This is a genomic window from Bosea sp. (in: a-proteobacteria) (assembly GCA_023910605.1).
Taxonomy (GTDB): Bacteria; Pseudomonadota; Alphaproteobacteria; order Rhizobiales; family Beijerinckiaceae; genus Allobosea.
In genome coordinates this window covers 1,287,747-1,313,381 of the sequence record JAAVVV010000001.1, presented here as the reverse complement: position 1 = coordinate 1,313,381, position 25,635 = coordinate 1,287,747, and the positions used below count along the sequence as shown (strand labels likewise).

Genomic DNA, 25,635 nt, shown 5'->3' with positions numbered 1-25,635 from the left:
TCGGTATCTTGGAGCATCGGCAATGAAGGAAAGCTGAGGACTGTTCCCCGTCAGCATCCATGAGACAGATTCCGTGTCTTCACGCAGGGAGGATTGCTGGTTCATCGTTCTCTTTTACACCGCAAGAAATCCGCCATCGACGCGAAGGGTTGAGCCGGTAACGTGCGAGGCGAGCGGCGAAGCAAGAAATACACAGGCGGCCGCTACCTCTTCTGGACGTGCCATACGTTTCAGAGGGGTTCGGGCAAATAGCTTGGCTGATATAGCCGGATCGGTTTGCCCCATCACCGTGTCAACATCGCCGGGTGCAACCGCATTGGCGCGGATGTTCAAAGGGGCCAACTCGTCGGCCAGCGCCAAGGTCAGGGCGGCCAATCCACCTTTCGACGCCGTGTAAGCTGAGGCGCGCTCGGCCGATGTTTCAGCGCGGACCGAGGTTATGCTGACAACAGCGCCCCCTTTCAGTTGCGAAACCAACGCCCGGGTCAGAAGGAAGGGCGCGGTCAGGTTGATGGCAAGCGTCCTGTCCCATTCGGCCTCAGCCCCCGCCTCGGTCAGGGGCATCCGGCGGAATACTCCGGCACAGTTGATCAGGGCCGCGATCGGGCCCGAGATGCGGGCCGCAGCTTCCTGCAGCGATGCCCGGTCGGCAAGATCGCAGCCGATCCAGCCCTGTTCGCCTTGGGGGACGGCTTCCGAGCGGTCAATCCTGATCAGGTCGGCACCGCAGGCAGCGAATGCCGCCACGATGGCACGGCCTATGCCCCCGGCAGCCCCGGTGACTACGACTTGCTTGCCTTGGAAAAGATCATCAGAAAAACCGGGCACATGAGCCATTCGGCTATCCTCGTCTCAACGGGTGCGGCGCAGTTCCGGCAATCGGTGTTTGGTCGTCTCGCCGGATACGAGGATGTCAATGATGCCGACCGCCTCGGGCGTGATCCGGCGATGCGCTGGATCGTCGGCGGCAGGGCGGTGACCAAGGAAGCAGCGTCAACCAGCGAGATGGGCGCTATCGGGCCCTTATCCCCCGTCCGCAATCTCTTCTTCCTGCCCGGCTCAAGTCGCTCCGCACTTGGCTTCAACCTGCACAGGCTCCGGGCCTTCGCCCATTGGAAAGCCATCACCGCCTCCGCCTGTTGACGGGATCGGCTATAGAACCTTTGCGGACCACAGAAGTAAACCTGACAAGGCCTGAACGACAACGCCACCAACACTTGCCATGCATGCGGATTGTGATCATAGTCTTGTTGCTGTCGTGGTTGTCACGTTCAGTACGAGGAGGAAACCCATGCGCACTTGGAAAAAGCCTGTCATCGTTGAGAAGTCCTGCGGATGCGAGGTCAGCACCTACGCCGACGCCGAGATCTAGTCTCCGGAGGCTGATCCGATGGATGCGTCTCCTGCGATTCGCATTCTCGGGTCAGCTGCCGGTGGTGGCTTCCCGCAATGGAATTGCCGGTGCCCGGTTTGCCAATTGGCTTGGGCGGGCGATTCACGCGTCAAGCCGCGAACGCAGTCATCCCTGGCGCTCAAGGGCAACGATGGCACATGGGTGCTGGTCAACGCGTCTCCTGACATTCGCCAACAGATCATGGCGAACCCGCCTCTCCACCCGCAAGGCGGCCTCCGGCACAGTCCTATTGCAGCCGTCGTGCTGACCAACGCCGATGTCGACCACGTGGCGGGTCTGCTTGGCCTGCGAGAGCGCTGGCCTCTCAAGGTCCTTGCAACATCGCATGTTCTGGAAGCCCTGCGCCGGAACCCGGTGTTTCAGGTCATGGCGGATGATGTGGTGAAGCGCATCGAGGTGCAGCCTGACCAGCCCTTCAGTCCGGCGCCAGGCATCGAGCTCGAACTGTTCTCCGTGCCCGGGAAAGCGCCCTTGTGGGGCGAGGGAGAGACGGTAGAGACCGAGATCGATGATGGCCGGACCGTGGGTGTTTCGATCGAAGCTGGATCGGGCCGCAAGGCGCTCTACATCCCAGGATGCGCAGCGATGACCGAGGCCTTGCGTCACCGCATCAAAGGCGCAACGCTCGTGTTCTTTGATGGCACGCTCTTCACCGACGATGAAATGATCCGGCTCGGACTGGGCCCAAAGACCGGTCGCCGCATGGGTCATATGCCGGTCAGCGGTCCGGGCGGCACGCTTGAGGCGTTTTCGACGCTGGAGGTGCGCCAGAAAGTATTCTTGCACATCAACAACAGCAACCCGATGATCGTTGATGGTTCGCCTGAACATCAACAGGTCACGGCTGCTGGCTGGGTGGTTGCAGAAGACGGTATGGAGTTCACACCATGACTGCCAGGATGTCACCGGAAGAGCTCGAGCAAGCGCTCAGGAATGTCGGCGCCACGCGCTATCACAATCTGCATCCGTTTCATCGCCTGCTCCATGACGGCAAGCTCTCGCGTGAGCAGGTGGGCGCCTGGGCGCTGAACCGGTCCTATTATCAGGCAATGATCCCGGTGAAGGATGCCACCTTGCTGGCCAGATTGCCGACGCCCGAGCTTCGGCGCAGCTGGCGGCAGCGCATCGTCGATCACGATGGTGAGCACGAAGGCGATGGAGGCTTCGCAAGGTGGCAGAAACTGACGGCAAGCTTCGGCTTCAGCAACAAAGATGTCGAGGCCGGCATCGGCGTCCTGCCTGCGACGAAATTCGCGGTTGAAGCTTATGTGCATTTTGTAAGGGAAAAGAGTCTTCTGGAGGCCATCGCTTCATCGCTAACCGAGATGTTCTCTCCCCAGATCATTCGCGAGCGGGTCAGCGGCATGCTCGCGAACTATTCATTCATCACGCACGAGACGATGGCGTATTTCGACAAGCGCCCGACGCAGGCTGCCCGTGATGTGGATTTCGCCATCGACTATGTGAGAACGCATGCGACGACGGCGGAGCAGCAGAGGGCTGCCATCAAGGCGCTCGAATTCAAGTGCGATGTGCTCTGGGCTCAACTTGACGCGCTCCACCACGCCTATCTGGAGCCGGGGCATCCGCCGCCCGGAGCCTATCGGCTGGAGACGTCTGCATGACGGCCGCAATTGACGCCGCGAGCATCATCAGGCTGCCCCGCGGCGTTAAACTGCGGTTCAACGAGGTGCGCCAGAAGTGGTTCCTGCTGGGACCGGAGAGGGTCTTCGAGCCGGATGATGTGGCCGTCGAGATCCTGCAGCGGATTGACGGGAGACGGACGATCGCGGCCATCACACAGGAACTGGCCGAAGCATTCCATGCCCCGCTGGACGAAATCTGCAACGATGTCTCGAACTTTGTTTCACACCTCATGGAGCTTCGCATGCTCGAACCTGTGGCGGACGCCTGATGAGCGCCCCATCCTCGGCGGGCGAGCGGCTCGATCGGAAGGTCCAGCCTCCGCTTGGGCTGCTGGCGGAACTGACCCATCGCTGCGTTCTCAGATGCCCTTATTGCTCGAATCCGCTGGAACTCGAGCGCCGCTCGGGCGAGCTTGACACCGCGACCTGGAAGCGGATCATTGCGGAAGCTGCCGCCATGGGCGTTCTGCAGATCTACTTTTCCGGCGGCGAGCCGATGCTGAGGCCCGACATCGCTGACCTGATCGCCGAGGCTGCCAAGGCCGGACTGTACACCAACCTGATCACGTCCGGCGTAGGCTTCACGCCAGATGCCCTCGTGCGGGCAGCACAAGCAGGCCTAGATCATGTGCAGCTATCCATACAGGGCGTCGACGCAGCCGCAGCGGATGTTGTCGCCGGCTTCAAGGGCGCGGCGGCGGCAAAACGCCTGCTTGCCGCGGAGATAGCGCGTCTCGGCCTGCGCCTCACCGTGAATGCGGTCGTGCATCGTGGCAATGTGGCGCAGATCCCGGAGCTGGTGCGGCTGGCTGAGGACTGGGGTGCCGCACGCATCGAGATCGCCCATGTGCAGTATTACGGCTGGGCTGTCGCCAACCGTGGACAACTCATGCCCACCCGTGACCAGGTCGATCAGGCGGTCACTGATGTCGCTCATGAGCGCGCCCGGACCAAGGGGCGGCTCGTGATCGACAGCGTCACCCCGGATTACTATGCCACCTATCCAAAGCCCTGCATGGGCGGCTGGGGCGCGCAATTGATGAACATCACGCCATCAGGCAAGGCCCTTCCGTGCCATGCTGCAGAGACAATTCCGGGCCTTGTGTTCGACAACGTCAGGGACAGGAGCCTTTCCGACATCTGGCAGAATTCTGCCGCCTTCAATGCCTACCGCGGCACGGCCTGGATGCAGGAACCCTGTCGCAGCTGTGACCGCAAGGATCGTGATTTCGGGGGGTGCCGCTGCCAGGCCATGCTTTTCGCAGGGGATGCCGCCGCGACAGACCCTGCGTGCACGCTCTCTCCGCTCCATGGAAAGATGCTTGAGATTGCCATTGCCGATTCCGCCTCGATTCCGAAGGGTTACCTATACAGGGCGTTCTCTTGACCTCATGACCTGAGGCTTCCAACCGATGCTGGCCCATCATGTCCGCCGGGGACACGGGTGACCTGATCGGAGACCCGCCCCACTTTTCGGGTCAAGGCGCGAGAGCGCAACGGGAGTTGCTTCGCGTCAGCGAGGCCTGTCCCCAGACACGAGGAGCGGATCAGGGACGATTCTGCCATTTTCATGGGGCTGGACGGCCTCCGGAAAATGATCGCAGAGGCGACGGTCCAGGCGCGCGCGACGGCCGATATGCGGCTCCGTGGCACGATCCCGAATGCGCCAGAATCGACCAGGCCTTTGCTGATGCACCTCGTCAAGGCTGGGCGCGCCCGACAGACCATCATCCTTAAACGGAAGTCCAGTCGATCGCAGCCTTGTTGTTTTGTGTCCGCTTTCTCAGCCGCCCGGCGGCTATTTGGCAGGTCGAAGGCTGCAGGAGCATACTGAATTGCAGCTATGCAAAACCTCATGATTGCGTAGCGTTAGACTTTATTATACGTTTTTGAGCCCATCGAAGGATGACCTCTGGCATGAAATGCTGTAGTCGTTTTTCAGATGAGTTGGCAATAAAAACACTGGAGGAGACATAAATGAATAGATTTGTTGGGGCATTTCTGCCTTTTGCTCTGTTTACTGCTGCAAGTTTTGGAGCCCCTGGCATAGCCCAAAGCCAATCCGGCACGCCGGGACTGACATCAACGAGCATCATGACTGGACGTGATCTGACATGGGACATGGCGTTCCTCCCTGACAGCACCATGTTCTTTACAGAAAAGTGCCGCGGATTGTCCGTTCGTATGCCGTCCGGCACCATAAACCCCTTGATCGGAATCAAGGATTCAAAAGGTTTCCCCGCAACTGCGTCCGACTTGTTCTGCAGTGGCCAGGCTGGCATGAGTGGAGTGGCGGTCGATCCGGACTTCGCGACAAACCGTTTCGTCTACGTGTACTCCGCCTCGACCATGACACCGCCAGCGTCCAACCGGGTTGTCCGATACACGGTGAACGCTGACATGACGGGCGTGTCGAACCGCACCGATATCGTGACGGACATTGCCTACAAGCCTGCAGCCAGTGGCCACCCCTTTGGAGACCCTGGCGCCCACAACGGCGGGCGCTTGCGTTTCAGTCCCGGTGATGGGTTTTTATATGTGACCACCGGCGACACTCACAGCGGCCCCGGACCGCAGAGCCCCACAATACTCGCTGGCAAGGTGCTGCGCATCAACCGCGACGGTGCGGCTGCGCCTGGCAACAATGCGCCGCAAGGCTTTGATGCCCGCGTCTATACCTATGGGCATCGGAATCCACAGGGGATATGCTTCCGGCCCGGCACCAACCAGGCCTTCACTGCAGAAAATGGCCCCTGGCACAGTGATGAAGTGACTGCGCTTGTGGCTGGTGGAAACGGCGGATGGGATCCAAGGCCCAATATGGCAGGTCGCGGTAACTGCACCGATGGCTACTGCGGTTATTCGCCAAATGAAATGGGTGCCATGGACCCCAAAGAACGTGCCGCCGCCATGCCGATGACCGACACGAAGACCTATCCGAATGCCATGAAGCCTGCTTGGAACAATGAGGTGCTCTCCCAGGGCATGTCATCATGCACGTTCCTGAGCGGAGCTCAGTGGAAGGATTGGAACGGGCGCATGATCGTGGGCTACATGGGCATCGGCATTCATGGAACCCCGGTCGGGAACCGCCTCGACGTGCTCAACATCTCGGCTGACGGCCAGTCCTCGACGCGCACGATAGCATCGTTGCCGATGCCAGCGGGACGTTTCCGCTCGGTTGTGCAGGGCCCGGATGGGCACCTGTATGCCGCCACCGATCAAGGTGACGTGTACCAGTTGAAGGCTAACTGACCTTGAAAAAGAGAAGGGCCGCATTGCTCATCAGGCAATGCGGCCCTTCTCAACTGTGTTCATGTTCCGGTTTATCCCTGCCCGCGTGAATCAGAGGTCGCGGCGCCTGATCCGGCTGCCGTACAGGCCCATGAACTCATTCGGCGCGATCAGCTTCCTGCGTGACGAAATAGATATCTGCAAGACTCATTATCGACGCATCTGGAGAAAAATCCATGATTTGTACTCGTCGCATCGTAATCATGCTCTACGCTGTACTCGTGTCTGGCGCGGCTGCGGCCAGCCCGGAATTGACCAGAGCCAAGAATTGCGGTGCATGCCATCATCTCGAACGGAAAATGCTTGGCCCGTCCTTCCAGGCCATTGCAGCCAGATATGCCGATGATCCAGCCGCGGCCACCATGTTGATCGAAAGGGTCATCAAGGGCGGGGGTGGCAAGTGGGGACAGCTGCCTATGCCAGCTCAAGCCAACGTCTCTCCGGATGAGTCTGAAGCGATCGTCAAGTGGATCCTTGCGCAAAAGCCGTGATATGCTGAAGGCGTTGTCAGCTTGATGTCTGCGGTCCGCAAAAGGGCCTGCAACCGATCCCGTTATCAGGCACGGCGGTGATGGCTTTCCACCGAGCGAAGGCCGTTCTGGGATCAGCTCCAGACAAAAGCTGGCCCAGAAGCGCGTCAGGAATGCGGGGGGGATTTGCGTCGTGCCATCGGGAACCTCCATCGGTTCCATTATGGACGCCCGCACACGGAAATCCTTGAGCAGGTTCAGCTTTGCTGGAATAGAGGGTTCTCATATGTGGAACGACCCTGCGGTCAAGTGCCTTCTTTCTGTCTGACCCATAGGGAGCGTTGCGCCCAATTCGTCGCGACGATCAGTCTATGTGCATGTATAACTTGACAAGCGGCTGGGCACGCCCGTGGGGATGAGCTGCCCAGCGCAATGAGCGACTTGCTGAACTTTGCGTGTTCCCTACGCCCGTGGGGATGAACCGGTGCAGCATGAGTTCATCGTCCCCCGCAGCTGGAGCCCCTGCCCCCTGGGTGCGTCGGTCGGCCCTTCTGAGCCCTCCGGCGTGATCGGGTTCCATATGTTGGACCGCCGGCTGGCGGGGTTTCCGGCTTGCCGCGCCAAACCGGCACGCGGGCCGGGCGCGCCGGCAATCGGGCAGCTTCAACTTCCCGGAGCAAACCGGGCAGCAGTTGCACTGGACACGAGGCCAGAGGGCAGGATAATTCCGAGGTCTACACAACGACCGACATATCAGGGGGAAACAGGGATGTTAGTGACGAAGGCGACAAGACGGCAGATCAAGACAAGCGACGGCGTGACGCTGAGTTACCTTGAGGCGGGCGAGGGCAAGCCCTTTGTCATGGTGCACGGCTGGTCGCAGACAGCAGCGCAATGGGCCCACCAGATCAACCATTTCTCCAGGACGCACCGCGTTATCGCGATCGACCTGCGCGGCCATGGCGCCTCCGAGAATGCCGCTTTTGGCTATCGCGTCTATCGCTTGTCTAAGGACGTGCGCGACGTGATGGAGGCGCTGGATCTGAATGGGGCGGTGATGATGGGCCATTCGATGGGCTGTTCGGTTCTGTGGGGTCTTTATGACCTCTTTGGCGCCGAGCGGATCGACCGGTTCGTTTTCGTCGACGAACCCCCCTCGCTGTCGAACAACCCGGTGCTCAACGACGAGACGCGTGCCCAAGCCGGGGCGATCTTTACGCCCGAAGCGACCTATGGCACTGCGCTGGCGCTGGCCGCCGATGCCGATGGTTCCGTCACCTCGGGGTTTATCACCGGCATGTTCACCCCCGATTGCCCCAGGGATATGATAACGGCCAGCATAGCGCTGAACATGGAGATGCCGCGCGACAAAGCGGCGGAACTGGTGGTCGACCATGTGGGCAACGACTGGCGCGACGTGATGGCGCGGATCAACCTGCCTGCGCTGTGCATCGGCGGCAAGCTCAGCCTTGTGCCCTGGTCCTCCGTGGTCTGGCAGGCAGAGCAGATGCCGAACGGACGCTCTGTGATCTTTGAGGGCGACGAGGGCGGATCGCATTTCATGTTCATGGAGAACCCCGAGAAGTTCAACCGCGTCGTTGCGGAGTTCCTGGGCTGAGGCCGGATGCGCTGGCCATCTCCGCCGGCAAGTCGGTGGTGGTGGCCGGTGCGGGGTCGGTCGTGGAAGGCTGGGGCGACGGCAAGGCTGGGGCGGTGGCAAGGCTGGGGAGGTGGCCCGCGCGCGCGAAGGTGGGCGGGCGGCACGCCTGGAGGACGTCTTCGGCGAGGCCCGGCGAATGATGACCATCAACGGGCTTTACAAGGCCGAGGTCATCCACCGACGCGGCCCTTGGAAGTCATTCGAAGCTGTCGAGTTTGCCACACTCGAATGGGTCGACTGGTTCAATCATCGCCGACTGATGCGGCCCATCGGCGACATCCCACCCGCCGAAGCCGAGGCACGCTATTACGCTATGCTGGACGAACCAGCCATGGCCGCATAACTTGACACAATCCGCCTCCGGCAAACCGGGGGTGGTTCAATGCGATTGCATCCGAGGCAGCGCAATAACATGCCGAAACGTAGCATCACCGACGAGGAAATCAGCCTCATTAGGGCGATGCTCGCCCGAAAGATGAAAAACAGGGATATCCAGTTCTATTTCAACCGGCAGGACCGCCCGGTGAATTCCGGGCGCATCACGCAAATTCGCGACGGCTCCTACGGACCAAACGTTGCAGCCTCCACGGATGCCGAGCTTGCAGCTTTCTTGTCATTGTTCAAACCTTCAGCCGTTGGAGTTGCTGTGCCCGAGGCGACGCCTTCCACACCGCTCAGCCGAACCGACTTGGCACGCGCCCTATTCGCCAAGCTGCCAGACGGACGATGGAAGTTGCATGACGGCGAAACCGATCAGCATGAGTGCAAGCAAGAGTTTGACGCGAAGAACATCTTTGGCTTGCTCCGAGCGATTGCCGCTTTGTCGAACAACCGGGGCGGCTATGTCTTTCTTGGCGTTTCGAATGCTGACTGCATCGCCACCGGGATAAATGGCGATTTCGATGGGTTCGATATCGCCAGACTGATCGACAAGGCCAAGACACATCTCGCCCCGACGCCAAGGATCACCGCCAAAGGGTCATTCGTGCTCGACGGCCTGACCGTTGGATTTATTCACGTCGATCTGCACCCGGACCGGCCCGTTATCGTGTGTCGCGATGGAGGAGGAAAGGGAGAGCTTTGTGAAGGAGACATCCTTTTCCGCTACGCTGGACAATCAGCCCGCATCAAGTTCGCTGACCTTCGGTCGATGCTTGAAGAGCGCGACCGCCGAGCCCGCATGGCGCTTGCCGAAGCGGCAGGGAAAATCGCTACTATCGGAACGGCCAAAGCCCTGATTCTGGACACTGACAAGAATGTCCTTGCAGCCGATGGCCGAGAAATCCTGATCGACGAAGAGCTTGCAAAGCAGATCAATTTCATTCGCGAAGGCCAGTTCGACGAAGTCAATGGCGCGCCAGCGCTGAAGCTCATGGGTGAGGTCAAGCCGGTCAACGTCATACAAGAGGCACAAGCGAAGCTGGTTCCGAAGGCAATCTCGCAAGAAGACATTCTGTCTGCTTTCTTGGATCAAAACGCAGTTGCCGAGCCGTTGGAATACATTCGAGCGGCTGTCAGCCAGCCGCGCAAGTGGCTCCCGCTGCACTACTTTGCGAATCTCTCGGGAAAGACTACCGCCGAAATCATTGCGGAATTAACGAAGCTCGAAACGTCGCAGCACAACAAGAAGGCAAATGTCATTGCTCGACTTGAAGGGAAGCAGCCCGCATTCACGAAGACTGTCACGCAAAAGGCCGCATCCCACGTGAAAGAATTTCAGGATGGCGTTATCAAGACGCCTTCGGCTGCCGTGGACGTCTCATGTTTCTGCCAAGGGATTGCAGGTTCGAAGACCACGAAAGCCAGCCTGCAAGACGCCATTGCAGCACTGGCACAATGTCGTGAAATGGCCCTCGCCGCCCAGGACATGAACGCACTCGGAACCGTTTTCAAAGCGGCTTGCCGGGTAGACGAAATGTTCTTCGCTGCCGCGAAGTGAAGTTGCTCCTGCTCACCAAGGAAAGCCCGTTCGTCCGCTTTCCTTCTCGCCGCCTTCCTTCGCTTGTGCGAAGGCGGCTCCAAGGAAAGCGAACTCTCTCTGTCCGGTGGCGTCCCGGTACGTGGTGTAGCTTGACTGTAGCCATCGTCCCGGCTGCGCGCCGTCAACAGCGCCGTAGTAGCCGGGATGATGGCGGTGGCCATTGATCGTTCTTCGGGCGAGGCTCGGGTTTGCGACAACCGTCCAACCCCGAGGAAGACCAATGACCGACGACATGATGAACCTTCGCACGCTGGTGGAGAAGACCCCCGACGCGGATATCCTGCGGGATATGATCGGCCTTGCCGCCGAGCGGCTGATGGAGCTGGAGGTGGGCGCGCGGACCGGGGCGGCTCATGGCGAGAAGAGCGTGCTCAGGCTTGCCCAGCGCAACGGCTACCGCGACAGGGACTGGGAGACGCGGGCCGGGACCGTGGAGCTACGCATCCCGAAGCTGAGGAAGGGCACCTACTTCCCCGGTTTTCTGGAGCCGCGCCGCATGGCGGAGAAGGCGCTGACGGCGGTGATCCAGGAAGCCTACATCCAGGGCGTCTCGACCCGCTCGGTGGACGATCTGGTCAAGGCGATGGGCATGAGCGGGATATCGAAAAGCCAGGTCTCGCGGCCTATGCGAGGAGATCGACGAGCGGGTGCAAGGCCTTCCTCGACCGGCCTATCGAGGGTGACTTGGCCCTATCTGTGGATCGACGCGACCTATGTGAAGGTCCGGCAGAACGGCCGTATCGTCTCCGTCGCCGTCACGGTGGCCGTGGGCGTCAATGCCGACGGTCGCCGCGAAGTTCTGGGCATGGATATCGGCCCATCCGAGGCGGAGACCTTCTGGACCGACTTCCTGCGCAAGCTTCGCCCGCCGGGGCCTGCGCGGCGTCAAGCTCGTCGTCTCAGATGCGCACGAGGGCATCGAAGGCCGCCGTCTCGAAGGTTCTCACCGCCACATGGCAACGCTGCCGGGTTCACTTCATGCGTAATGCTCTGGCCCATGCCGGCAAGAGCGGCAGGCGTGTCGTCTCCGCCTTCATCGCCACCGCCTTCGCGCAGGATGATGCGGTGAATGCCACCAGGCAGTGGCGCGCCGTTGCCGATCAGCTCAGGCCGAAGCTGCCCAGGCTTGCCGTTCTGATGGACGGCGCCGAGCCTGACGTGCTCGCCTATATGAGCTTCCCAGCCCAGCACCGCGACGAAGCTGCACAGCACCAATCCACTGGAACGCCTCAACGGCGAGATCAAACGCAGGACAGACGTGGTCGGAATCTTTCCCAACGAGGCCGCCATCACCCGCCTCGTCGGCGCCATCCTGCTTGAGCAGAACGATGAATGGGCTGTCCAGCGAACCCGCTACATGACACTGGAAACTCTGGCCACAATGAGCGATGATCCCCTCGTCAGCATGCCCGCTGTGGCCGCCTGACATCAACCGCCCGGGCCAACCCCGATAGCGGTCAGTGGTCAGAAGCTACACCACGAACCGGGACACGACCTGCCGGTCTACTTCTGCGATCCGCACAGCCCCTGGCAGAGGCCGTCCAACGAGAACCTCAATGGCCTCGTCCGGCAGTACCTGCCCAAGGGCATCGACCTGTCGATCTACAGCCAGCGTGATCTCGACAGGATCGCCCACAGCCTCAACACCAGACCGCGCGCCGTCCTCGGCTTCCAAACACCCGAGGAAGTCTTTATGATTGAGCTATCGAAACTCGGTGATGCACTTCAGATTTGAGACCGCCCACACAAAAAATTGCGGCGCTCTCGTGTGCGAGAGCGCCGCAATAAACCGGCCCTGTCTTTGGGTTGCCGAGCCCACACGAAGAGACTTTTGCTTGCGAAAAGCAGCCCCTTCTCGTTCTGCTAGGATTTCATGCTAGCATTATCCGCCGGGAGGTCAAGTATGGCATCAGAGCTCGTATTCGGTTTCGACATCGGTACAACGTCGATCGGGTCGGCTGTCGTCAGGATCGACAGCAATGCCGGAACTGGTGACGTTGTCCATTTGGGAGTTCGCATCTTTCCGGAAGCGCGCGACCCTGACGGCATACCATTGAATCAGGAACGCAGGAAAAGGCGCATGATGCGTCGCCAGCTGCGTCGCCGCCGCTCAAGGCGACGCGATCTCAACCAATTCCTAAGCGCGGCGGGCCTGCTGCCCGAATTCAACAAGGCGACGGGTTCGAGATGGGCGGAGGCCATGGCGCTCGACCCATGGCAATTGCGAACGAAAGCAACAGTTGAAGTGCTAAGCGCCACCGAACTGGGTCGCGCATTGTATCACTTGGCGCAGAAACGGCACTTTCGTGGGCGCGACCTTGAGGATACGGGTGCTGATTATGACGAGGCGGCTGACGCGCCGAGTGCGGACGAACAGAAGGCGGCATCCCAACGCGAGAAGGACCGCAACTCTCTGAAAGCCTCCGGCCGAACGCTCGGCGCCTTTATCGCCGAGATTCCAGAACGTGTAGAGCGCCGGCGCGGCCACCATTTTGCGCGGGAAGATGTCGCCGTTGAGTTCCGCGCCATCGTGGGGGCTCAAAGTCCGCACCACGCGAAGCTGCGCGACGTGGATTTCATTGCGGCGCTTGAGCAGGTGATCTTCGACCAGAAGCCGGTGTTCTGGCGGAAAGCGACGCTTGGCGCGTGCCGCTTTATGCCCGGTGCGGAGCTTGCCGCCTCCGCCTCCTGGGCGGCGCAGGAAAAGCGCATGCTGGAAAAGCTCAACAATCTGCGCATCGAGGAAGGTAACGCCCGCCCGCTGGACGAGCAAGAGCGTACCGCGGTTCTTGCCTTGCTGCGAACCCAGGACAGTGTGAGTTGGGGCGGCATTCGCCGGCATCTCAAGCTTTACTGGCGAAAGCATGATTTGCCGGAGAAGCCGACGTTCAATCTGGAACGCGGCGGCGAAAAGGGGCTGATTGGCAACCGGCTTGAAAACCGGCTAGCTTCGACCGTGGGCGAGCGGTGGAAGGCTGATCCGACCCTGCGCGAGCAGATGCGCCGGGAAATCCATGACCGTCTCTACGGTGCCGATTACGGTCAGATAGGCGGTCGCATCGTCATCCGGCGCGAGGCGGAACGTCGGCAGGCACGCGGCGCAGCGCGCGAACGTCTCAAGGCAGACTTTGCTCTGAGCGACGAACAGGCGGATCAACTTGCTCGGCTGACTTTCGCGCCGGGGTGGGAGCCATTTTCGGAAGACGCCCTTTGGAAATTCCTGCCGCGCCTGCAACAAGGGGTGATCTTCGGCGCCCTTTTGGCCGGCCCTGAGGAAGAAGGCTGGCGCATCAGCACGTTTCCCGCTCGCGCCCAGCCTACGGGCAGTTGGGTCGATCGCTTGCCGACGCCCGGTGACCCGAAAAAAAGGCCGCACGGTTCCCAAGAAGAAATCGACCGGCAGAAATCCGTGCGCAACCCGACGGTGCTGCGCGTGCAGAACGAACTGCGCAAGGTCGTCAACAACCTTATCGCCGTTCACGGTCGACCGGACCGCATCAGGGTGGAGGTGGCGCGCGATGTGGGCAAGTCCGCCCGCGAACGCGCCGAGGAACTGAAGCGCAACCGTGACCGCGAGAAGCAACGCAAGAAGGCAGCCGAAGAATTGCAGAAGGGTGGCATTTCACAGCCTTCCCGTGACGACATTGAAAAATGGCTTCTGTGGGACGAGTGCAATCGCCAATGCCCTTACACGGGGCGCATGATCGACTTTGCCGCCCTGTTTCATCATGGCGAGTTTCAGGTAGAGCATATCTGGCCACGCTGGCGATCCCTGGACGACAGCTTTGCCAACAAGACACTTTGTCACCGCGACTTCAATCTGCGTAAGTCCAACCGCACGCCTTTCGAGGCGTTCGAGCACGACACCTCAGGGTGGGAGGCCACGCTCCAGCGTGTTCGTGGCTTTGCGGGACCGCCGGGGCGTGTGGCGATCAAGGTCCGTCGATTCGCGGCAACCGAAATCCCGACTGATTTTGCCGACCGCCAGTTGACCGATACCGGCTATGCCGCGCGCCAGGCAGTAGGCTTCCTGAAGATGCTGTTCCCTGATCTGGGCCATGCGGGCGAAGTGCGCGTAGCGACCCTTTCAGGCCGGGTCACGTCGCGGCTGCGGCATAACTGGGGACTAAACAACATTTTGCACGATAGCGGCAAGAAAACCCGGGTCGATCATCGCCACCACGCACTTGATGCGCTGATCGTGGCGCTGGCGCATCCCGGTTACACCCAGCGCTTGTCCCGCTGGTTCCAGGCGCGCGATGCTGCAATGCCGCAACCCGAACCGGCGCTGGACCCACCATTTCCGGACGTGAGGACTCAGGCGGAACGGAAGGTTGCCGATATTGTGGTTTCTCACCGTGTGCGCCGCAAGGTGTCCGGCCCGCTGCACAAAGATACGACCTACGGCTACGCCGGCCCGGCCGAAGGCAGCACTGGAATAGCCTATCGCTGGTTCGTCACCCGCAAGCCAGTTGAGGCGCTCACCAAATCGTTGCTGGCCGATGATGGCGCGTGGCCAGACCCCCAAGTTCGTGATTGCGTGCGCGCATGGGTGGAAGAGCACGGCGGCGACCCGAAGAAGGCGTTCGTCAACGGCTACCCCACCGTGTCCGACGGCGGCGCGCCGATCCGCAAGGTGCGCATCCGCGCAAAGCAACAACAAAGGCTTATGGCACCCTTGAAGAATGGCTATGCCGATCTTGGCAACAATCATCATATGGCTGTGTACCGTCATCCCGACGGCCGGGTGGAGACCGAGATCGTGAGTTTGTTCGAGGCTGCCGAACGGCTGAGACGGCATCAGCCGGTGATCCGGAAGGAACTGGACGGCGCGCCGATAGTGATGTCACTGGCGCAAGGTGACACCGTTTTATTTCCTGATGGCAAGCTCCAGGGCTTGTGGATCGTCCAGAGCGCCTGGTCCGCCGGGCCGATCGTGCTCTGGCGTGCAGAGGATGCGACTGGAGACACGGTTTTTCGTCCCACAGCAACGTCAATCCTGAAATCTGGTGGACGAAAGGTGGCGGTCGACCCAATCGGCCGTATCCGCCCGGCGAACGACTGATGCTTCGCAAGACGATCGAGATCGCTACTCCCGGTACGCGCCTGTCGGTCGCGAACCGGCAATTGGTGATAGAGCGGCCAGAGCTGCCGAAGGCAACCGTGCCGATTGAGGACCTGGGCGTGCTGGTGATCGACGATGGTCGCGCCAGCTACACTCAGGCGGTGTTTATCGAATGCTTGACGGCCGGGGCCACCGTCATCGTTTCGGGCCGCGATCACCTGCCAGCAGGTATGATGCTGCCAATAGACGGGCACCATGCGCTCACTGAGCGGCATTGGGCGCAAGTGGAGGCCGGCGCTCCGCTGCGCAAGCGACTGTGGCAGGCGATTATCTCAGCCAAACTGCGCCAGCAGGGTCGCCTGCTCTCTGAGGTGACGGGACAGGATGCCGGGCTTGCCGCGCTTGCCGGCCGCGTGCGCTCGGGCGACCCGGACAATCTGGAGGCTCAGGGGGCGCAGCGCTACTGGCCAAAGTTGTTCGGCAGGGAGTTCCGCCGCGATCGCAGCGCCGATGACGCCAATTCGCTGTTGAATTATGGCTATTCCATCGTCCGCGCCGCCTTTGCCCGCGCGCTGGTAGCATCCGGTCTCATCCCCTCGCTTGGCGTGTGGCACCGCAACCGCTCCAATCCCTTCTGTCTTGCCGATGATCTGATGGAGCCGTGGCGGCCAGTCGTGGACTGGAAGGTGCACAGGATCATGGCGGATGCAGATAGGCCTAAAAGTCTGGACGACCGGGCGACCCGTGCAGCCCTGCTCGCCATCTTGAACGAAACGTTAGCCGTGGGCGGCAAGCGCTGGCCGCTGCTGCTGGGAATCGAACAATCTGCCGCCAGCCTTGCCAAGGCATTGCTGCGGAATGATCGCGGCTCGCTCATCCTGCCCGAAAGCCTGCCGCTGACGCCTGACTTGCTCGACGATGGCGCGGGCTGAAGCTCCGCCGGCCTATCCCATCCAGCCCTGGGGGTGGCGCAGCATGTGGGTGATCGCCATGTTCGATCTGCCGGTGGACACCAAGGCCGCACGCCGTGCTTATGCCCGCTTCCGCAAGGACCTTTTGGAAGATGGCTTCACCATGTTGCAGTTTTCCGTCTATATTCGGCACTGCGCGTCCATCGACAATGCCGAGATGCACGCCACGCGCATGGTGGAAAAAGTGCCCGAAAAGGGGGAAGTACGATTCCTCACGATCACGGACAACCAGTTCGGCCGCATCAAAGTGTATGTTGGGAAAAAACGGGACAAGCCTGCATTTGGCCCCTCGCAGCTTCAGCTTTTCTGAGCCAAGAAAGCGAAAAGCCCTCGCGTTCCCAGAGGGTTACGCGAGGGCGGTTTTAGCAGAACGAGAAAGGGCTGCAATCCGCAGCTCAAAGCGCAGCCCCTTGCAATCGTGCGTCGGTTTTAGCAGAACGAGAAAGGGCTGCAATCCGCAGCTTGTAACCGGGGCTGGCGACGCTGCCAACAGTTTTAGCAGAACGAGAAAGGGCTGCAATCCGCAGCTTGAACTTGGCGCACATCGCGGTCGGGATGGTTTTAGCAGAACGAGAAAGGGCTGCAATCCGCAGCAGTATGTGTTCGTGAACCCCGGCATCGGGGGTTTTAGCAGAACGAGAAAGGGCTGCAATCCGCAGCATCGGGACCAATGAGCACGCTTTCCCATTTGTTTTAGCAGAACGAGAAAGGGCTGCAATCCGCAGCGCTTGCGGCTGGGTTTTAGAGATGCGCGGCGTTTTAGCAGAACGAGAAAGGGCTGCAATCCGCAGCGTGCGGCATCGCGCGCATTGCCCGACTGGTCGTTTTAGCAGAACGAGAAAGGGCTGCAATCCGCAGCAGGCGCTTGCATCATAAGAACGCCCGTAAGTTTTAGCAGAACGAGAAAGGGCTGCAATCCGCAGCACGCAGGGACCGGCAAGACTATCCGACTGTGTTTTAGCAGAACGAGAAAGGGCTGCAATCCGCAGCGGGGGCAGCACTACAAGCCCGCTCAAGGCGGTTTTAGCAGAACGAGAAAGGGCTGCAATCCGCAGCCAAACGATATCGGATTGCGCAACGCATGTGTGTTTTAGCAGAACGAGAAAGGGCTGCAATCCGCAGCAGGTAAGGCCGGGTGTAACAGCACCCGGCCGTTTTAGCAGAACGAGAAAGGGCTGCAATCCGCAGCATACGTACTTCGCCCTGCTGGCCGATGACTGTTTTAGCAGAACGAGAAAGGGCTGCAATCCGCAGCCGCTTCCGTCTATTGCCACGGAGGGCGAGGGTTTTAGCAGAACGAGAAAGGGCTGCAATCCGCAGCGTGGTCGTCACCATGGGAATCCCCATTATATGTTTTAGCAGAACGAGAAAGGGCTGCAATCCGCAGCTCGTCCATGCGGCAATTACGGTGACATGATATCAATTGCATGCGCTCGGCAATCGAGTTAAGCTCCCGTTCATGTCGCGCCAGTCCCGCATCACAGTCCCCGGTCTTCCGCATCATGTCACGCAGCGTGGCAACCGCCGGATGGCGGTGTTCGCGGGGCCGGAGGATTATCAGCTGTACATGGACCTGATGGCCGAGCGCTGTGCCGCGCATGATGTGGCGTGCTGGGCCTATTGCCTGATGCCGAACCACATTCACCTCGTGCTGGTGCCCATGAGCGAGGACGGGCTGGCCCGCGCGGTGGGGGAGGCGCACCGGCGCTATGCCGCCTTCTTCAACGCCCGCGCGCGGGTAACAGGGCATCTGTTCCAGGGGCGCTTTTCATCGGTCGCGATGGATGATGCGTATCTTCTGGCGGCGGTGCGCTATCTCGCGCTCAATCCGGTCAAGGCGAAGCTGGCAAAGCGCGCGCAAGATTGGCGCTGGAGCAGCGTGCCGGCGCATCTGGCAGGACGCGATGACGGTCTGGTGCAGGTCAACGCTGTGCTGGAGCGCACCGGTTCGGGGTTTGCCGACCTTATCAAACCCTCGCGGCAGGAAGAACTGGCGCTGGCGGGCTTCGAGATGAAGGGCGTGATCGGCCGCCCCATGGGCTCGGCGGACTTCCTCGAGGCCTTGGAGCAGCGCCTCGGCCGCAAGCTCACGCCGGAAAAGCGCGGTCCGAAGCCAAAGGCGGGTGAGGCGTGATTAATGCAATTGATATCATGTCACCGTAATGCAGAGACCTCAATCAAAAAATTGATGCCGTCCTTTGATTATAACACACTAGTACAGGAAATTAACGACGATGGAGTGATGAAAGCGAAGTTCCTTGGAACTGATGTTGGATACGAAAAAATTCAACTCTTTAGAATTATCAAAGGTGCACATCAGGACGACATCATTTCAAAATTCATTAATGAGTCGTACCACATCGAAAATGAGTATGTCATGCAGCTCAATCCTCATAAGTTTGAAAGCGTGCCGGAGTATGTTGTTGCGGAATGCTCTAGGCTTTTGCAAGACGAGTAAGGTGCTTGGCTAGCAGACCCCCAAGACTTCTAAATGTTGCACGAATGTCGGTGCTTTGTTTTCCTACGGCAGCAATTTGAAGGAGGGGCAAAATCCACTTGGGTCCGTTGATTGCTCACACTAGTCGAGTGGGATCTACGGCGTGTATTAAACCCAAGTCACTTGGACATTGGCGATGTCGGCTTTCTGTCCTGTCGACAGGCGAATGAAGGCGGCGTAGCGGTAACCAAGTTGCAACTTCATTTGTTCGAGTTTCGTAAGGTCAAAAACGTCACTCTCATTGTTCGTAGATTTTTTTACCTGGCCGTCTCACATTTGAAGTGCATCACCTGACGGATTATCGGGTGATTGATGGGCCAAGTTTACAATCACCTCAGCGGTGAGGAACGCAATTTCATTCATCGGCATCTGAATGAAGGTCGGAGCTGTCCTGGATAGCCGGGCATCTGGGGCGCTCTGGACCGACCATATCGCGCGAGATCAAACGCAGTTCTGGCACGGCGCAAGGATATGACGCTTCCTCGGCAGCCTCTTCTTGCCGGGCCAGACGGCGGCGGGGACTGGTCAAGCTGCGCGAGGGGACGATGCTGCGCGAGTATGTGCTGAAGCACTTGCGCCTTGCATGGTCACCGCAGCAGATTTCCGGCAAGCTGAAGGCCATGAGCGATCCTGATGCGAACGGTCCTTCCTTGCCCGTTGTCAGCCACGAGACGATCTACCGGGCGATCTACGTGATCCCGCGCGGAGAGCTGCGCAAGGATCTGATCGGTTGTCTGCGCCAGGCCCACAAGACGCGCGGCGCACGCGGGCGGGGGACAAACCGGCAGGGGCGTCTGCCGGACATGGTTTCGATCCACGAACGGCCTGAAGATGCGCTCAATCGGCTCATTCCGGGCGACTGGGAGGGCGACTTCGTCAAGGGCGCAGGAAATGCCAGCGCCATCGGCACGCTGGTCGAGCGCAAGAGCCGCTACACCCTGATCGCCAGGATGAAGGATTGCGGGGCGCAGGCGGCACTGGACGGGTTCACCAAAGCCTTTGCCAAGGTGCCAAAATTGATGCGCCGCAGCCTCGCCTATGATCAGGGCAAGGAGATGGCCCGCCACAAGGAACTGACCAGCCGCCTTGGCATGCCGGTCTACTTCTGCAATCCGCACAGCCCCTGGCAGAGGCCGTCCAGCGAGAACCTCAATGGCCTCGTCCGGCAGTACCTGCCCAAGGGCATCGACCTGTCGATCTACAGCCAGCGCGATCTCGACAGGATCGCCCACAGCCTCAACACCAGACCGCGCGCCGTCCTCGGCTTCCAAACACCCGAGGAAGTCTTTATGATTGAGCTATCGAAACTCGGTGATGCACTTCAGATTTGAGACCGCCCTGGGTTGGTGGATGTAGCGTAAAGGTATGATATCGTGTAGGATTTGGCTGTTTACACCGATCCGGGCCACGCCATCTCCGCAAGCCACACCCGCCATGACTGACGTTACGGGACTTCCCTTCACTTTTCCAGCCGTGGGAGGCAGGAAAATCACAGCCGCTCTTGACGGCGGTCGGCTGTCATCGGACGGGGGCGTGATGCTTCTGGCTGCCGCTGCACGGCGGATGGGCATTGCCGAACGGCTTGCTGCCGTGAAACGGTGCCCGCCGGTCAAGACCCCGGTTTGCGGCGCGCTGGCGGGCGATGACGCTTGCAATGATCGGTTCAGGACCCTCAAGCAGCTTCTCGACGAGCTGCATGGATTCGTTCGAAGCCTCGCCGTGAATGGCAAGGCTATGGGCGACGTCATCCAGCTCGCGCAGCACCACGGCCTTTGTTTCTTCGTTGCCGAACTGGCGCACCGCGTTGCGGGCGCGCTTGAAGACTTCTCCCTGGCTGGCCTTGGCGGAGGCGAGGACACGCGCCCGGTTGCGGTCAAACTCCTCGCGGACGACTTCCGGCACCAAAAGTTCTATTTCGTCACGATCCACCAGGTCTCCCAGCAGCGTGAGGAGCGGCAGGTTGCGATAGTCCTTGGCAAGGTCGAGCCACACGCTCGTATCGATCAGGAGTTTGAGCATCGCGTTCCTCCTTCTAGGTGAGGGATTCAAGGCGCTCTTTGACGAGCGCGCGCATGGCCGCCGCCGCGTCCGCCGCGGGCGAGGCCGGCTCCACCAGCGGCACGGGGCCCAGGCCGCCTAGCGCGCGGGCGAGTGCGGATGCCAGTTCATCAATGGCCGCGTCCGCGTCGGCAGCCCTGAGACCGGCGGTGGCGGCGAGGGCCTTGAAGTCGGCGCGGCGCAGGCGGTCATCCTTGCCGTTGAGCTTCAGGGCCATGCGGTCGCGCGCAAGGCGCGGGAAGACGCGGGTGGTCACAGCGTCATAGAGCGGCGCGACGCGCACGCTCGCGAACGTATCGCTGCCGGGCTCCGCGATCTTCAGGAGAGCCAGGTTCTTGAGGTGCATGTCGCCGTCGGCAATCAGCCAGGCGAACAGCGCGCGCTTCAGTATGAGGAGCAGGTCAGCATCGGGATCTGTTGAAAGAGGCCGCACGGCGCGGGCGACGCGCTCGATCGTGCCGTCATACTTGGCAGAGGTCGGCACCCCCAGCACCGATGCGAAATCCTCAAGCGCGAGGAACCGCGTATCATTGTCACCCCGGCGGATGTCGAAGCGCTCGACCAGCAAGGCGGGCGGCATGCCGTCGGGCATCGCGACGAGCGCCATGGCGGGCGCCTCAAAGCCCGCCGCCGCGCCCAGCGTCAGCGCCTGCCATTCGATGATGGGCAGCATGTCAAAGCCGCTGGTGCCGGCAGGCTTGAGGATATGCGTGAAGGGACGGCCCTCGCTCGGAATGAGCGCGCCATCGTGTGCCAGGAACATCGGGGCCTTGATCTGTATCCCTGAAAGGCGCGGGGTATCGCTGCGCGCAAAAATCGCGGCGAGGTTGGCTTCAAAGCTTTCCTCGATGGCGGTGCGGCCGGGTCCTTCATAGCGGCCGGTGAATACACCGCCGTTCCTATAAGCGGACAGGCACGTACTGAGAATGTCAGCGGGCAGGGAAGCCAGTTCCTTTTGCGTCTCGGCGATCGTGATGTTCGACATGTAGCGCCGGCCCGCGCGCAGCTGCGCGCGCTCGTCGCGCTCGCCGAGAACCAATTGCAGCCAGCCTTCAGGCAGCAGGGAGACGATGAAGGGCGGCAGCTGGCCGGGCACGGTCTGGCGCACAAGCGGCGGACCTTTTTGGTCGGAAGGTTTCCAGCGCCACTCAAAGCCGTCGTGGGTGAGATTGCCGATCGGTTTCTGATGCCAGGCGACGATCAGGTCCAGAGCGGCTTCGTTCCGCGCGGGTGCGGCGGCAGGGCGGCGTAGGAGGAGACGCTCGGCCTGTTCGCCTTCGCGGTACCACTCATTCTCGCGGGCGAGCGTCCACACCGCGTCGGCGGCTTTCTGGGCGCTGCCATATTCCTCGATGAGGCGCTGCACGATCGTCTCGCGCATGGCTTCGTCAAGAGACTGCGCGTGCTCGCTGCGAATACGGAATGCTTCGAGAAAGCGTTGACGCAATGCAGAGACCGTGACGGTGAACTCGCCCATCCCGTCATCGACGACGGCGGAGGCGACGGAAGGGTGTGCGGGCGTTGCGTTCTGTATGATCTCGAGGGCCCGCAGCCGTGTACGTTGAATCCGCCGCCCGCTGATGAACAGACGACCGTCGCGTGTCGGTCCGAGCAGGACGGCAGTGGCGGCAGACAGGTAAGCCTGCGGATAGAGGTAGCGCGCGATCCGGACCGCATGCTTCATCACCATCGCGTCGACATCATCGCCCGCATCAACGTAAACGCCCCGCATCAGCTGGACGAGCCTCCCGGTCCCGGCCTGGTAGTGGCTGCGGGTCTTGTCTATGTTCTCGCCGACGAGGAAAAGGGCCATTAGTCTAACTTTCGCGTATATCAGATACGAGAAAGTTAGGTTCTCGGCCTCCAAATGTCAACTTTCGCGTGTTTGAAATACGAGAAAGTTAGAAATTGCGGTGTCAGTTTCCCGACGCCAAGCCGCAATCGGCCGCAGAGTCGTCGTTGCCTACCTGTGCACAAGACCGCTCTTGGCGCAACGCTGCAACCTGGCCTGTCCGCACGGAAGTCCGCTTTTGGAACTCTGCTACAACCGGCACAACGACCGGAACGGTGAAGGGTTTCGGGTGCCGGAGGCGTACGAAAGCCTCTCATGCAGGAACCCGCGGTCCGCAACAGATCGCTATGGGGATTTGATGATTTCGGCTTGGGCTTTGGTGGGTTTGCGCGCGGCGCGGCAAGCCGTTGATGACGAGGCCGGTTGCGCATTTTGCCACCAGGCGTTGTCGCCGAGGCCAGGACTGGCGGGCAAGCCCGTGTCATTGTCGCAGTTTGCCGTGTGAACGACATGAGGCTCCTGCGGCCAGAGCGCTGGTGCTGTGACGCGTCTTTCTCGGGTCGTGTCGCGAATTCTGTGGAAATTCCTAGCATTACAGTTTCATATTACCATATGTGGAACGACCCCTTCGGGCCAAGGATAAAGCGGAGACTTTGTCCGTCGGGAGGCGGTGCGCCCATATGTCCGGCCTTTCGCTGCGGCACATTTGGCCGCTGGCCTCGATGAAGTCCGCGTCGCGGGCAGCCAAACAACGGCGCGCACTTGAGGGTGCGTTGGTATAATCGGCTTGTCTCGCGTTGGGATTTCGTCCCGTGTGGTCATCGTCATCATTTTGCACCTTGGTCCTTTCGGCGCGCTGCGGTTGACCGCGCCGGAAGCCTGTTCGTCCTATGTTGTTTCAAGCAGTTGGGGTAGGCTCCACTGCCGCAGTCCATTCGGGCTTTCGATATTCAACGCCCTTGGTCAGAAGCGCGAAGATGATGCGGTCACACGCTCGCCCGCCAGATCGACCAGGTCGAAACACTCACCGGTCAACGCGTCCGGCGGGCCTATGTCGATCGCGGATATCGCGGTCACAAGCTCGAGCGTCAGGACCTGACCGTCGTGATCTCTCACACCCGGGGCATTGTCTCACCGACGATCCGTCGTGAGATGCGGCGACGAAACGCCATCGAACCGGTAATCGGTCACCTCAAAAGCGACGGCCTGATGGAGCGCAACCCCCTCAAGGGTGCGAGCGGTGATGCGATTAACGTCATCCTCACCGCAGCCGGCCATAATCTCCGGCTCCTGCTGGCATGGCTCAGGCTTTATTGTGCCTGGATCATGGCTGCGATAACCGCCGCGCTGGGCGGCCCATATCCCAAACGACAGTCAAAATACGCCCAGGCTTGAACGGAAATCGAATTCTTCACGGACGACCAGCGACCGCCAGGTCTTGGCAAACGCGCAAAGGTCCGCGGCATCAATTGGGCGGGGAACAGGCTGCGTGTCGGGAGCCCGTGCCGCGCCTAGGCACAGAAGCGCCGCTCCTACAGATGTTCCGGTTACCGAGGTAGCGGCTTCTACGCCTTCTGGAGACAGGGAAGAAAGCATTGCAAGATAGTGGGAATTGCGCGCGAAGGGACCTTCAACAATTACCGGGCCCCGGGTGCCGATCAGGTCAAGACAAGTGCGTGTCATCAGCGCAAGATAAAAGGACACGGCCACAAGACGTTGGCCAACAGATTCGGGCTGGGCCGTCCATCGCATCCGATGTCCAGGGAAAGGGCCAGAGTTGGCTTCAACTGCGGGTAGCACCGCCATCTTTCTGGCGAGCACGGCAGCACGATCAGCCTGCGTAATGGGACCGGTGTGGCCTTCGCTCAGGCGTTCGAATTCACGACCGCCCATGAAGCGAGCTGAGGCGACGGGACGACCAAGTGCATCTACATTTATAAGCGTATCTCGGGACGGATCGAGTTGACGATTATCACCGTCAATAGCCATGCAAATCACCCAGGTTCCCGTAGAGACAACAGAAAAGGGCCCCTGTCGGCAGACGAGGTGAGGGTAAAGCGAGGCATTCGAGTCATGGATCCCAACGCTTACCGGTGTCTTGGGAGAAAGGCCCGTCGCGGCGGCAAGCGCTGGACGTAGATTTCCGAGCGTTTCGTCAGGCCGTCGCGGCGAAGCAATTCGGCCGGTCAGGCCCAGCCGCTCGACAAGTGGCGAAAAATCTCCCTGACGGGGATTCCACAGATCGGTATGGCACCCAAGGGAGCACAGATCGCAGGCCGCCTCGCCCGTCAAGAGAAAGCCCCAGTATTGCGGATAGGTGACGATCCGCGAAAGGTGTCGACTTAGCCCGGAAAACTCATTTTGTGCTGAAAGAAGCCAGTGGAGCTGCGCGCCGAGATTGAGCCCCAAAGGCAGGCGCGATGACCCACTTTCGGCAAATGAAGGGCGAAGAGCATCATAAGAAGCGGCCAGCGAAGTCGGGCCAGGATCTTCGTAATCCAGCATAGGGCATGCGAGCTGGTCAGCGGCATCGAGCAGAACGGCCGAGGCACCATGCGTGGTCACAGAGATCGCATCGACCCCCAATTGAGCATGGAAGGCGGCAAGATGGTGGAGGAAAAAGTTCCAGTGACCGGCTAAATCGAAATGCCGGTAAGGCGGGCCGGCACGCGGAGTGTTGGCTTTGGTGACGACTGCGAGTTCTTGCAGGCAGCCTTCCTGCACGAGGGCAAGTTTCACATTGGTCTTGCCAATATCAACTACGGCGACGTTGCGCATGGTTAGGGC

Annotated in this window: 16 protein-coding genes, 7 pseudogenes and 1 CRISPR repeat array; of the genes and pseudogenes, 19 read left to right on the top strand and 4 right to left on the bottom strand. The window is 60.5% G+C overall.

What is annotated here, in order from left to right; translation table 11 throughout:
- Positions 1-114 precede the first annotated feature (114 nt).
- On the bottom strand, positions 115-837 hold the full coding sequence (locus HEQ16_06505; protein ID MCO4053693.1) for an SDR family oxidoreductase: 723 nt from the start codon (positions 835-837) through the stop codon (positions 115-117).
- 33 nt (positions 838-870) lie between these two features.
- Between HEQ16_06505 and HEQ16_06500 the strand changes: the two are divergent.
- From HEQ16_06500 to HEQ16_06415, 18 genes and pseudogenes are all read left to right on the top strand, one after another.
- Positions 871-1,011: pseudogene (locus HEQ16_06500) on the top strand (IS1380 family transposase).
- A gap of 379 nt (positions 1,012-1,390) precedes the next feature.
- Positions 1,391-2,305, top strand: coding sequence for a pyrroloquinoline quinone biosynthesis protein PqqB (gene pqqB, locus HEQ16_06495; protein MCO4053692.1), 915 nt, complete (start codon positions 1,391-1,393; stop codon positions 2,303-2,305).
- Complete coding sequence (gene pqqC / locus HEQ16_06490; protein MCO4053691.1) at positions 2,302-3,039, top strand: pyrroloquinoline-quinone synthase PqqC; 738 nt, start codon at positions 2,302-2,304, stop codon at positions 3,037-3,039. The genes pqqB and pqqC overlap by 4 nt, the downstream gene beginning before the upstream one ends.
- The gene (gene pqqD, locus HEQ16_06485) at positions 3,036-3,329 is read left to right on the top strand and encodes a pyrroloquinoline quinone biosynthesis peptide chaperone PqqD (GenBank protein MCO4053690.1); all 294 of its coding nucleotides are present in this window, start codon (positions 3,036-3,038) and stop codon (positions 3,327-3,329) included. Before pqqC ends, pqqD begins: the two co-directional genes overlap by 4 nt.
- A complete protein-coding gene (gene pqqE / locus HEQ16_06480) occupies positions 3,329-4,447 on the top strand; it encodes a pyrroloquinoline quinone biosynthesis protein PqqE (GenBank protein MCO4053689.1) in 1,119 nt (372 codons plus the stop codon). Before pqqD ends, pqqE begins: the two co-directional genes overlap by 1 nt.
- A 734-nt stretch (positions 4,448-5,181) precedes the next feature.
- Positions 5,182-6,315: a PQQ-dependent sugar dehydrogenase gene (locus HEQ16_06475; GenBank protein ID MCO4053688.1), complete on the top strand. Its 1,134-nt coding sequence runs from the start codon at positions 5,182-5,184 to the stop codon at positions 6,313-6,315.
- Between the two features lie 242 nt (positions 6,316-6,557).
- The gene (locus HEQ16_06470; protein ID MCO4053687.1) at positions 6,558-6,845 is read left to right on the top strand and encodes a c-type cytochrome; all 288 of its coding nucleotides are present in this window, start codon (positions 6,558-6,560) and stop codon (positions 6,843-6,845) included.
- A 463-nt stretch (positions 6,846-7,308) separates the two neighbouring features.
- Positions 7,309-8,442, top strand: a complete 1,134-nt coding sequence (locus tag HEQ16_06465; protein MCO4053686.1) for an alpha/beta hydrolase — start codon at positions 7,309-7,311, stop codon at positions 8,440-8,442.
- A 184-nt stretch (positions 8,443-8,626) separates the two neighbouring features.
- Positions 8,627-8,827, top strand: a pseudogene (locus HEQ16_06460) (IS3 family transposase).
- 69 nt (positions 8,828-8,896) lie between these two features.
- Positions 8,897-10,423, top strand: a complete 1,527-nt coding sequence (locus HEQ16_06455) for an ATP-binding protein (protein ID MCO4053685.1) — start codon at positions 8,897-8,899, stop codon at positions 10,421-10,423.
- A gap of 262 nt (positions 10,424-10,685) precedes the next feature.
- Positions 10,686-11,891 (top strand): annotated as a pseudogene (locus tag HEQ16_06450) (IS256 family transposase).
- Between the two features lie 69 nt (positions 11,892-11,960).
- Positions 11,961-12,200 (top strand): annotated as a pseudogene (locus HEQ16_06445) (IS30 family transposase).
- Positions 12,201-12,368: 168 nt separating this feature from the next.
- On the top strand, positions 12,369-15,530 hold the full coding sequence (gene cas9, locus HEQ16_06440) for a type II CRISPR RNA-guided endonuclease Cas9 (GenBank protein ID MCO4053684.1): 3,162 nt from the start codon (positions 12,369-12,371) through the stop codon (positions 15,528-15,530).
- Positions 15,530-16,462, top strand: a complete 933-nt coding sequence (gene cas1 / locus HEQ16_06435) for a type II CRISPR-associated endonuclease Cas1 (protein MCO4053683.1) — start codon at positions 15,530-15,532, stop codon at positions 16,460-16,462. Before cas9 ends, cas1 begins: the two co-directional genes overlap by 1 nt.
- A 43-nt stretch (positions 16,463-16,505) precedes the next feature.
- Complete coding sequence (gene cas2 / locus HEQ16_06430) at positions 16,506-16,811, top strand: CRISPR-associated endonuclease Cas2 (protein ID MCO4053682.1); 306 nt, start codon at positions 16,506-16,508, stop codon at positions 16,809-16,811.
- Between the two features lie 49 nt (positions 16,812-16,860).
- Positions 16,861-17,889: a CRISPR direct-repeat array (repeat unit 36 nt; unit sequence GTTTTAGCAGAACGAGAAAGGGCTGCAATCCGCAGC).
- 71 nt (positions 17,890-17,960) lie between these two features.
- The gene (locus HEQ16_06425) at positions 17,961-18,635 is read left to right on the top strand and encodes a transposase (protein ID MCO4053681.1); all 675 of its coding nucleotides are present in this window, start codon (positions 17,961-17,963) and stop codon (positions 18,633-18,635) included.
- A gap of 675 nt (positions 18,636-19,310) precedes the next feature.
- Positions 19,311-20,329, top strand: a pseudogene (locus HEQ16_06420) (IS30 family transposase).
- A gap of 34 nt (positions 20,330-20,363) precedes the next feature.
- Positions 20,364-20,591, top strand: a pseudogene (locus HEQ16_06415) (hypothetical protein).
- Here HEQ16_06415 and HEQ16_06410 read toward each other — a convergent pair.
- Complete coding sequence (locus HEQ16_06410; protein ID MCO4053680.1) at positions 20,517-21,017, bottom strand: DUF4935 domain-containing protein; 501 nt, start codon at positions 21,015-21,017, stop codon at positions 20,517-20,519. The pseudogene HEQ16_06415 and the gene HEQ16_06410 overlap by 75 nt on opposite strands.
- Positions 21,018-21,030: 13 nt before the next feature.
- Positions 21,031-22,869: a HipA domain-containing protein gene (locus HEQ16_06405; protein ID MCO4053679.1), complete on the bottom strand. Its 1,839-nt coding sequence runs from the start codon at positions 22,867-22,869 to the stop codon at positions 21,031-21,033.
- A 1,020-nt stretch (positions 22,870-23,889) separates the two neighbouring features.
- Here HEQ16_06405 and HEQ16_06400 point away from each other — a divergent pair.
- Positions 23,890-24,159 (top strand): annotated as a pseudogene (locus HEQ16_06400) (IS5/IS1182 family transposase).
- 63 nt (positions 24,160-24,222) lie between these two features.
- On the opposite strand, the gene HEQ16_06395 reads toward HEQ16_06400, so the two are convergent.
- Entirely contained in the window at positions 24,223-25,626 is a 1,404-nt protein-coding gene (locus HEQ16_06395; protein ID MCO4053678.1) for a carbohydrate kinase, read from the bottom strand.
- Between the last annotated feature and the right edge of the window lie 9 nt (positions 25,627-25,635).

What these genes read in the sequence shown, in the direction of transcription:
- HEQ16_06505 (MCO4053693.1), bottom strand. Translation starts at nt 837, where the DNA reads ATGGCTCATGTGCCCGGTTTTTCTGATGATCTTTTCCAAGGCAAGCAA.
- pqqB (MCO4053692.1), top strand. Translation starts at nt 1,391, where the DNA reads ATGGATGCGTCTCCTGCGATTCGCATTCTCGGGTCAGCTGCCGGTGGT.
- pqqC (MCO4053691.1), top strand. Translation starts at nt 2,302, where the DNA reads ATGACTGCCAGGATGTCACCGGAAGAGCTCGAGCAAGCGCTCAGGAAT.
- pqqD (MCO4053690.1), top strand. Translation starts at nt 3,036, where the DNA reads ATGACGGCCGCAATTGACGCCGCGAGCATCATCAGGCTGCCCCGCGGC.
- pqqE (MCO4053689.1), top strand. Translation starts at nt 3,329, where the DNA reads ATGAGCGCCCCATCCTCGGCGGGCGAGCGGCTCGATCGGAAGGTCCAG.
- HEQ16_06475 (MCO4053688.1), top strand. Translation starts at nt 5,182, where the DNA reads ATGGCGTTCCTCCCTGACAGCACCATGTTCTTTACAGAAAAGTGCCGC.
- HEQ16_06470 (MCO4053687.1), top strand. Translation starts at nt 6,558, where the DNA reads ATGCTCTACGCTGTACTCGTGTCTGGCGCGGCTGCGGCCAGCCCGGAA.
- HEQ16_06455 (MCO4053685.1), top strand. Translation starts at nt 8,897, where the DNA reads ATGCCGAAACGTAGCATCACCGACGAGGAAATCAGCCTCATTAGGGCG.
- cas9 (MCO4053684.1), top strand. Translation starts at nt 12,369, where the DNA reads ATGGCATCAGAGCTCGTATTCGGTTTCGACATCGGTACAACGTCGATC.
- cas1 (MCO4053683.1), top strand. Translation starts at nt 15,530, where the DNA reads ATGCTTCGCAAGACGATCGAGATCGCTACTCCCGGTACGCGCCTGTCG.
- cas2 (MCO4053682.1), top strand. Translation starts at nt 16,506, where the DNA reads ATGTGGGTGATCGCCATGTTCGATCTGCCGGTGGACACCAAGGCCGCA.
- HEQ16_06425 (MCO4053681.1), top strand. Translation starts at nt 17,961, where the DNA reads ATGTCGCGCCAGTCCCGCATCACAGTCCCCGGTCTTCCGCATCATGTC.
- HEQ16_06410 (MCO4053680.1), bottom strand. Translation starts at nt 21,017, where the DNA reads ATGCTCAAACTCCTGATCGATACGAGCGTGTGGCTCGACCTTGCCAAG.
- HEQ16_06405 (MCO4053679.1), bottom strand. Translation starts at nt 22,869, where the DNA reads ATGGCCCTTTTCCTCGTCGGCGAGAACATAGACAAGACCCGCAGCCAC.
- HEQ16_06395 (MCO4053678.1), bottom strand. Translation starts at nt 25,626, where the DNA reads ATGCGCAACGTCGCCGTAGTTGATATTGGCAAGACCAATGTGAAACTT.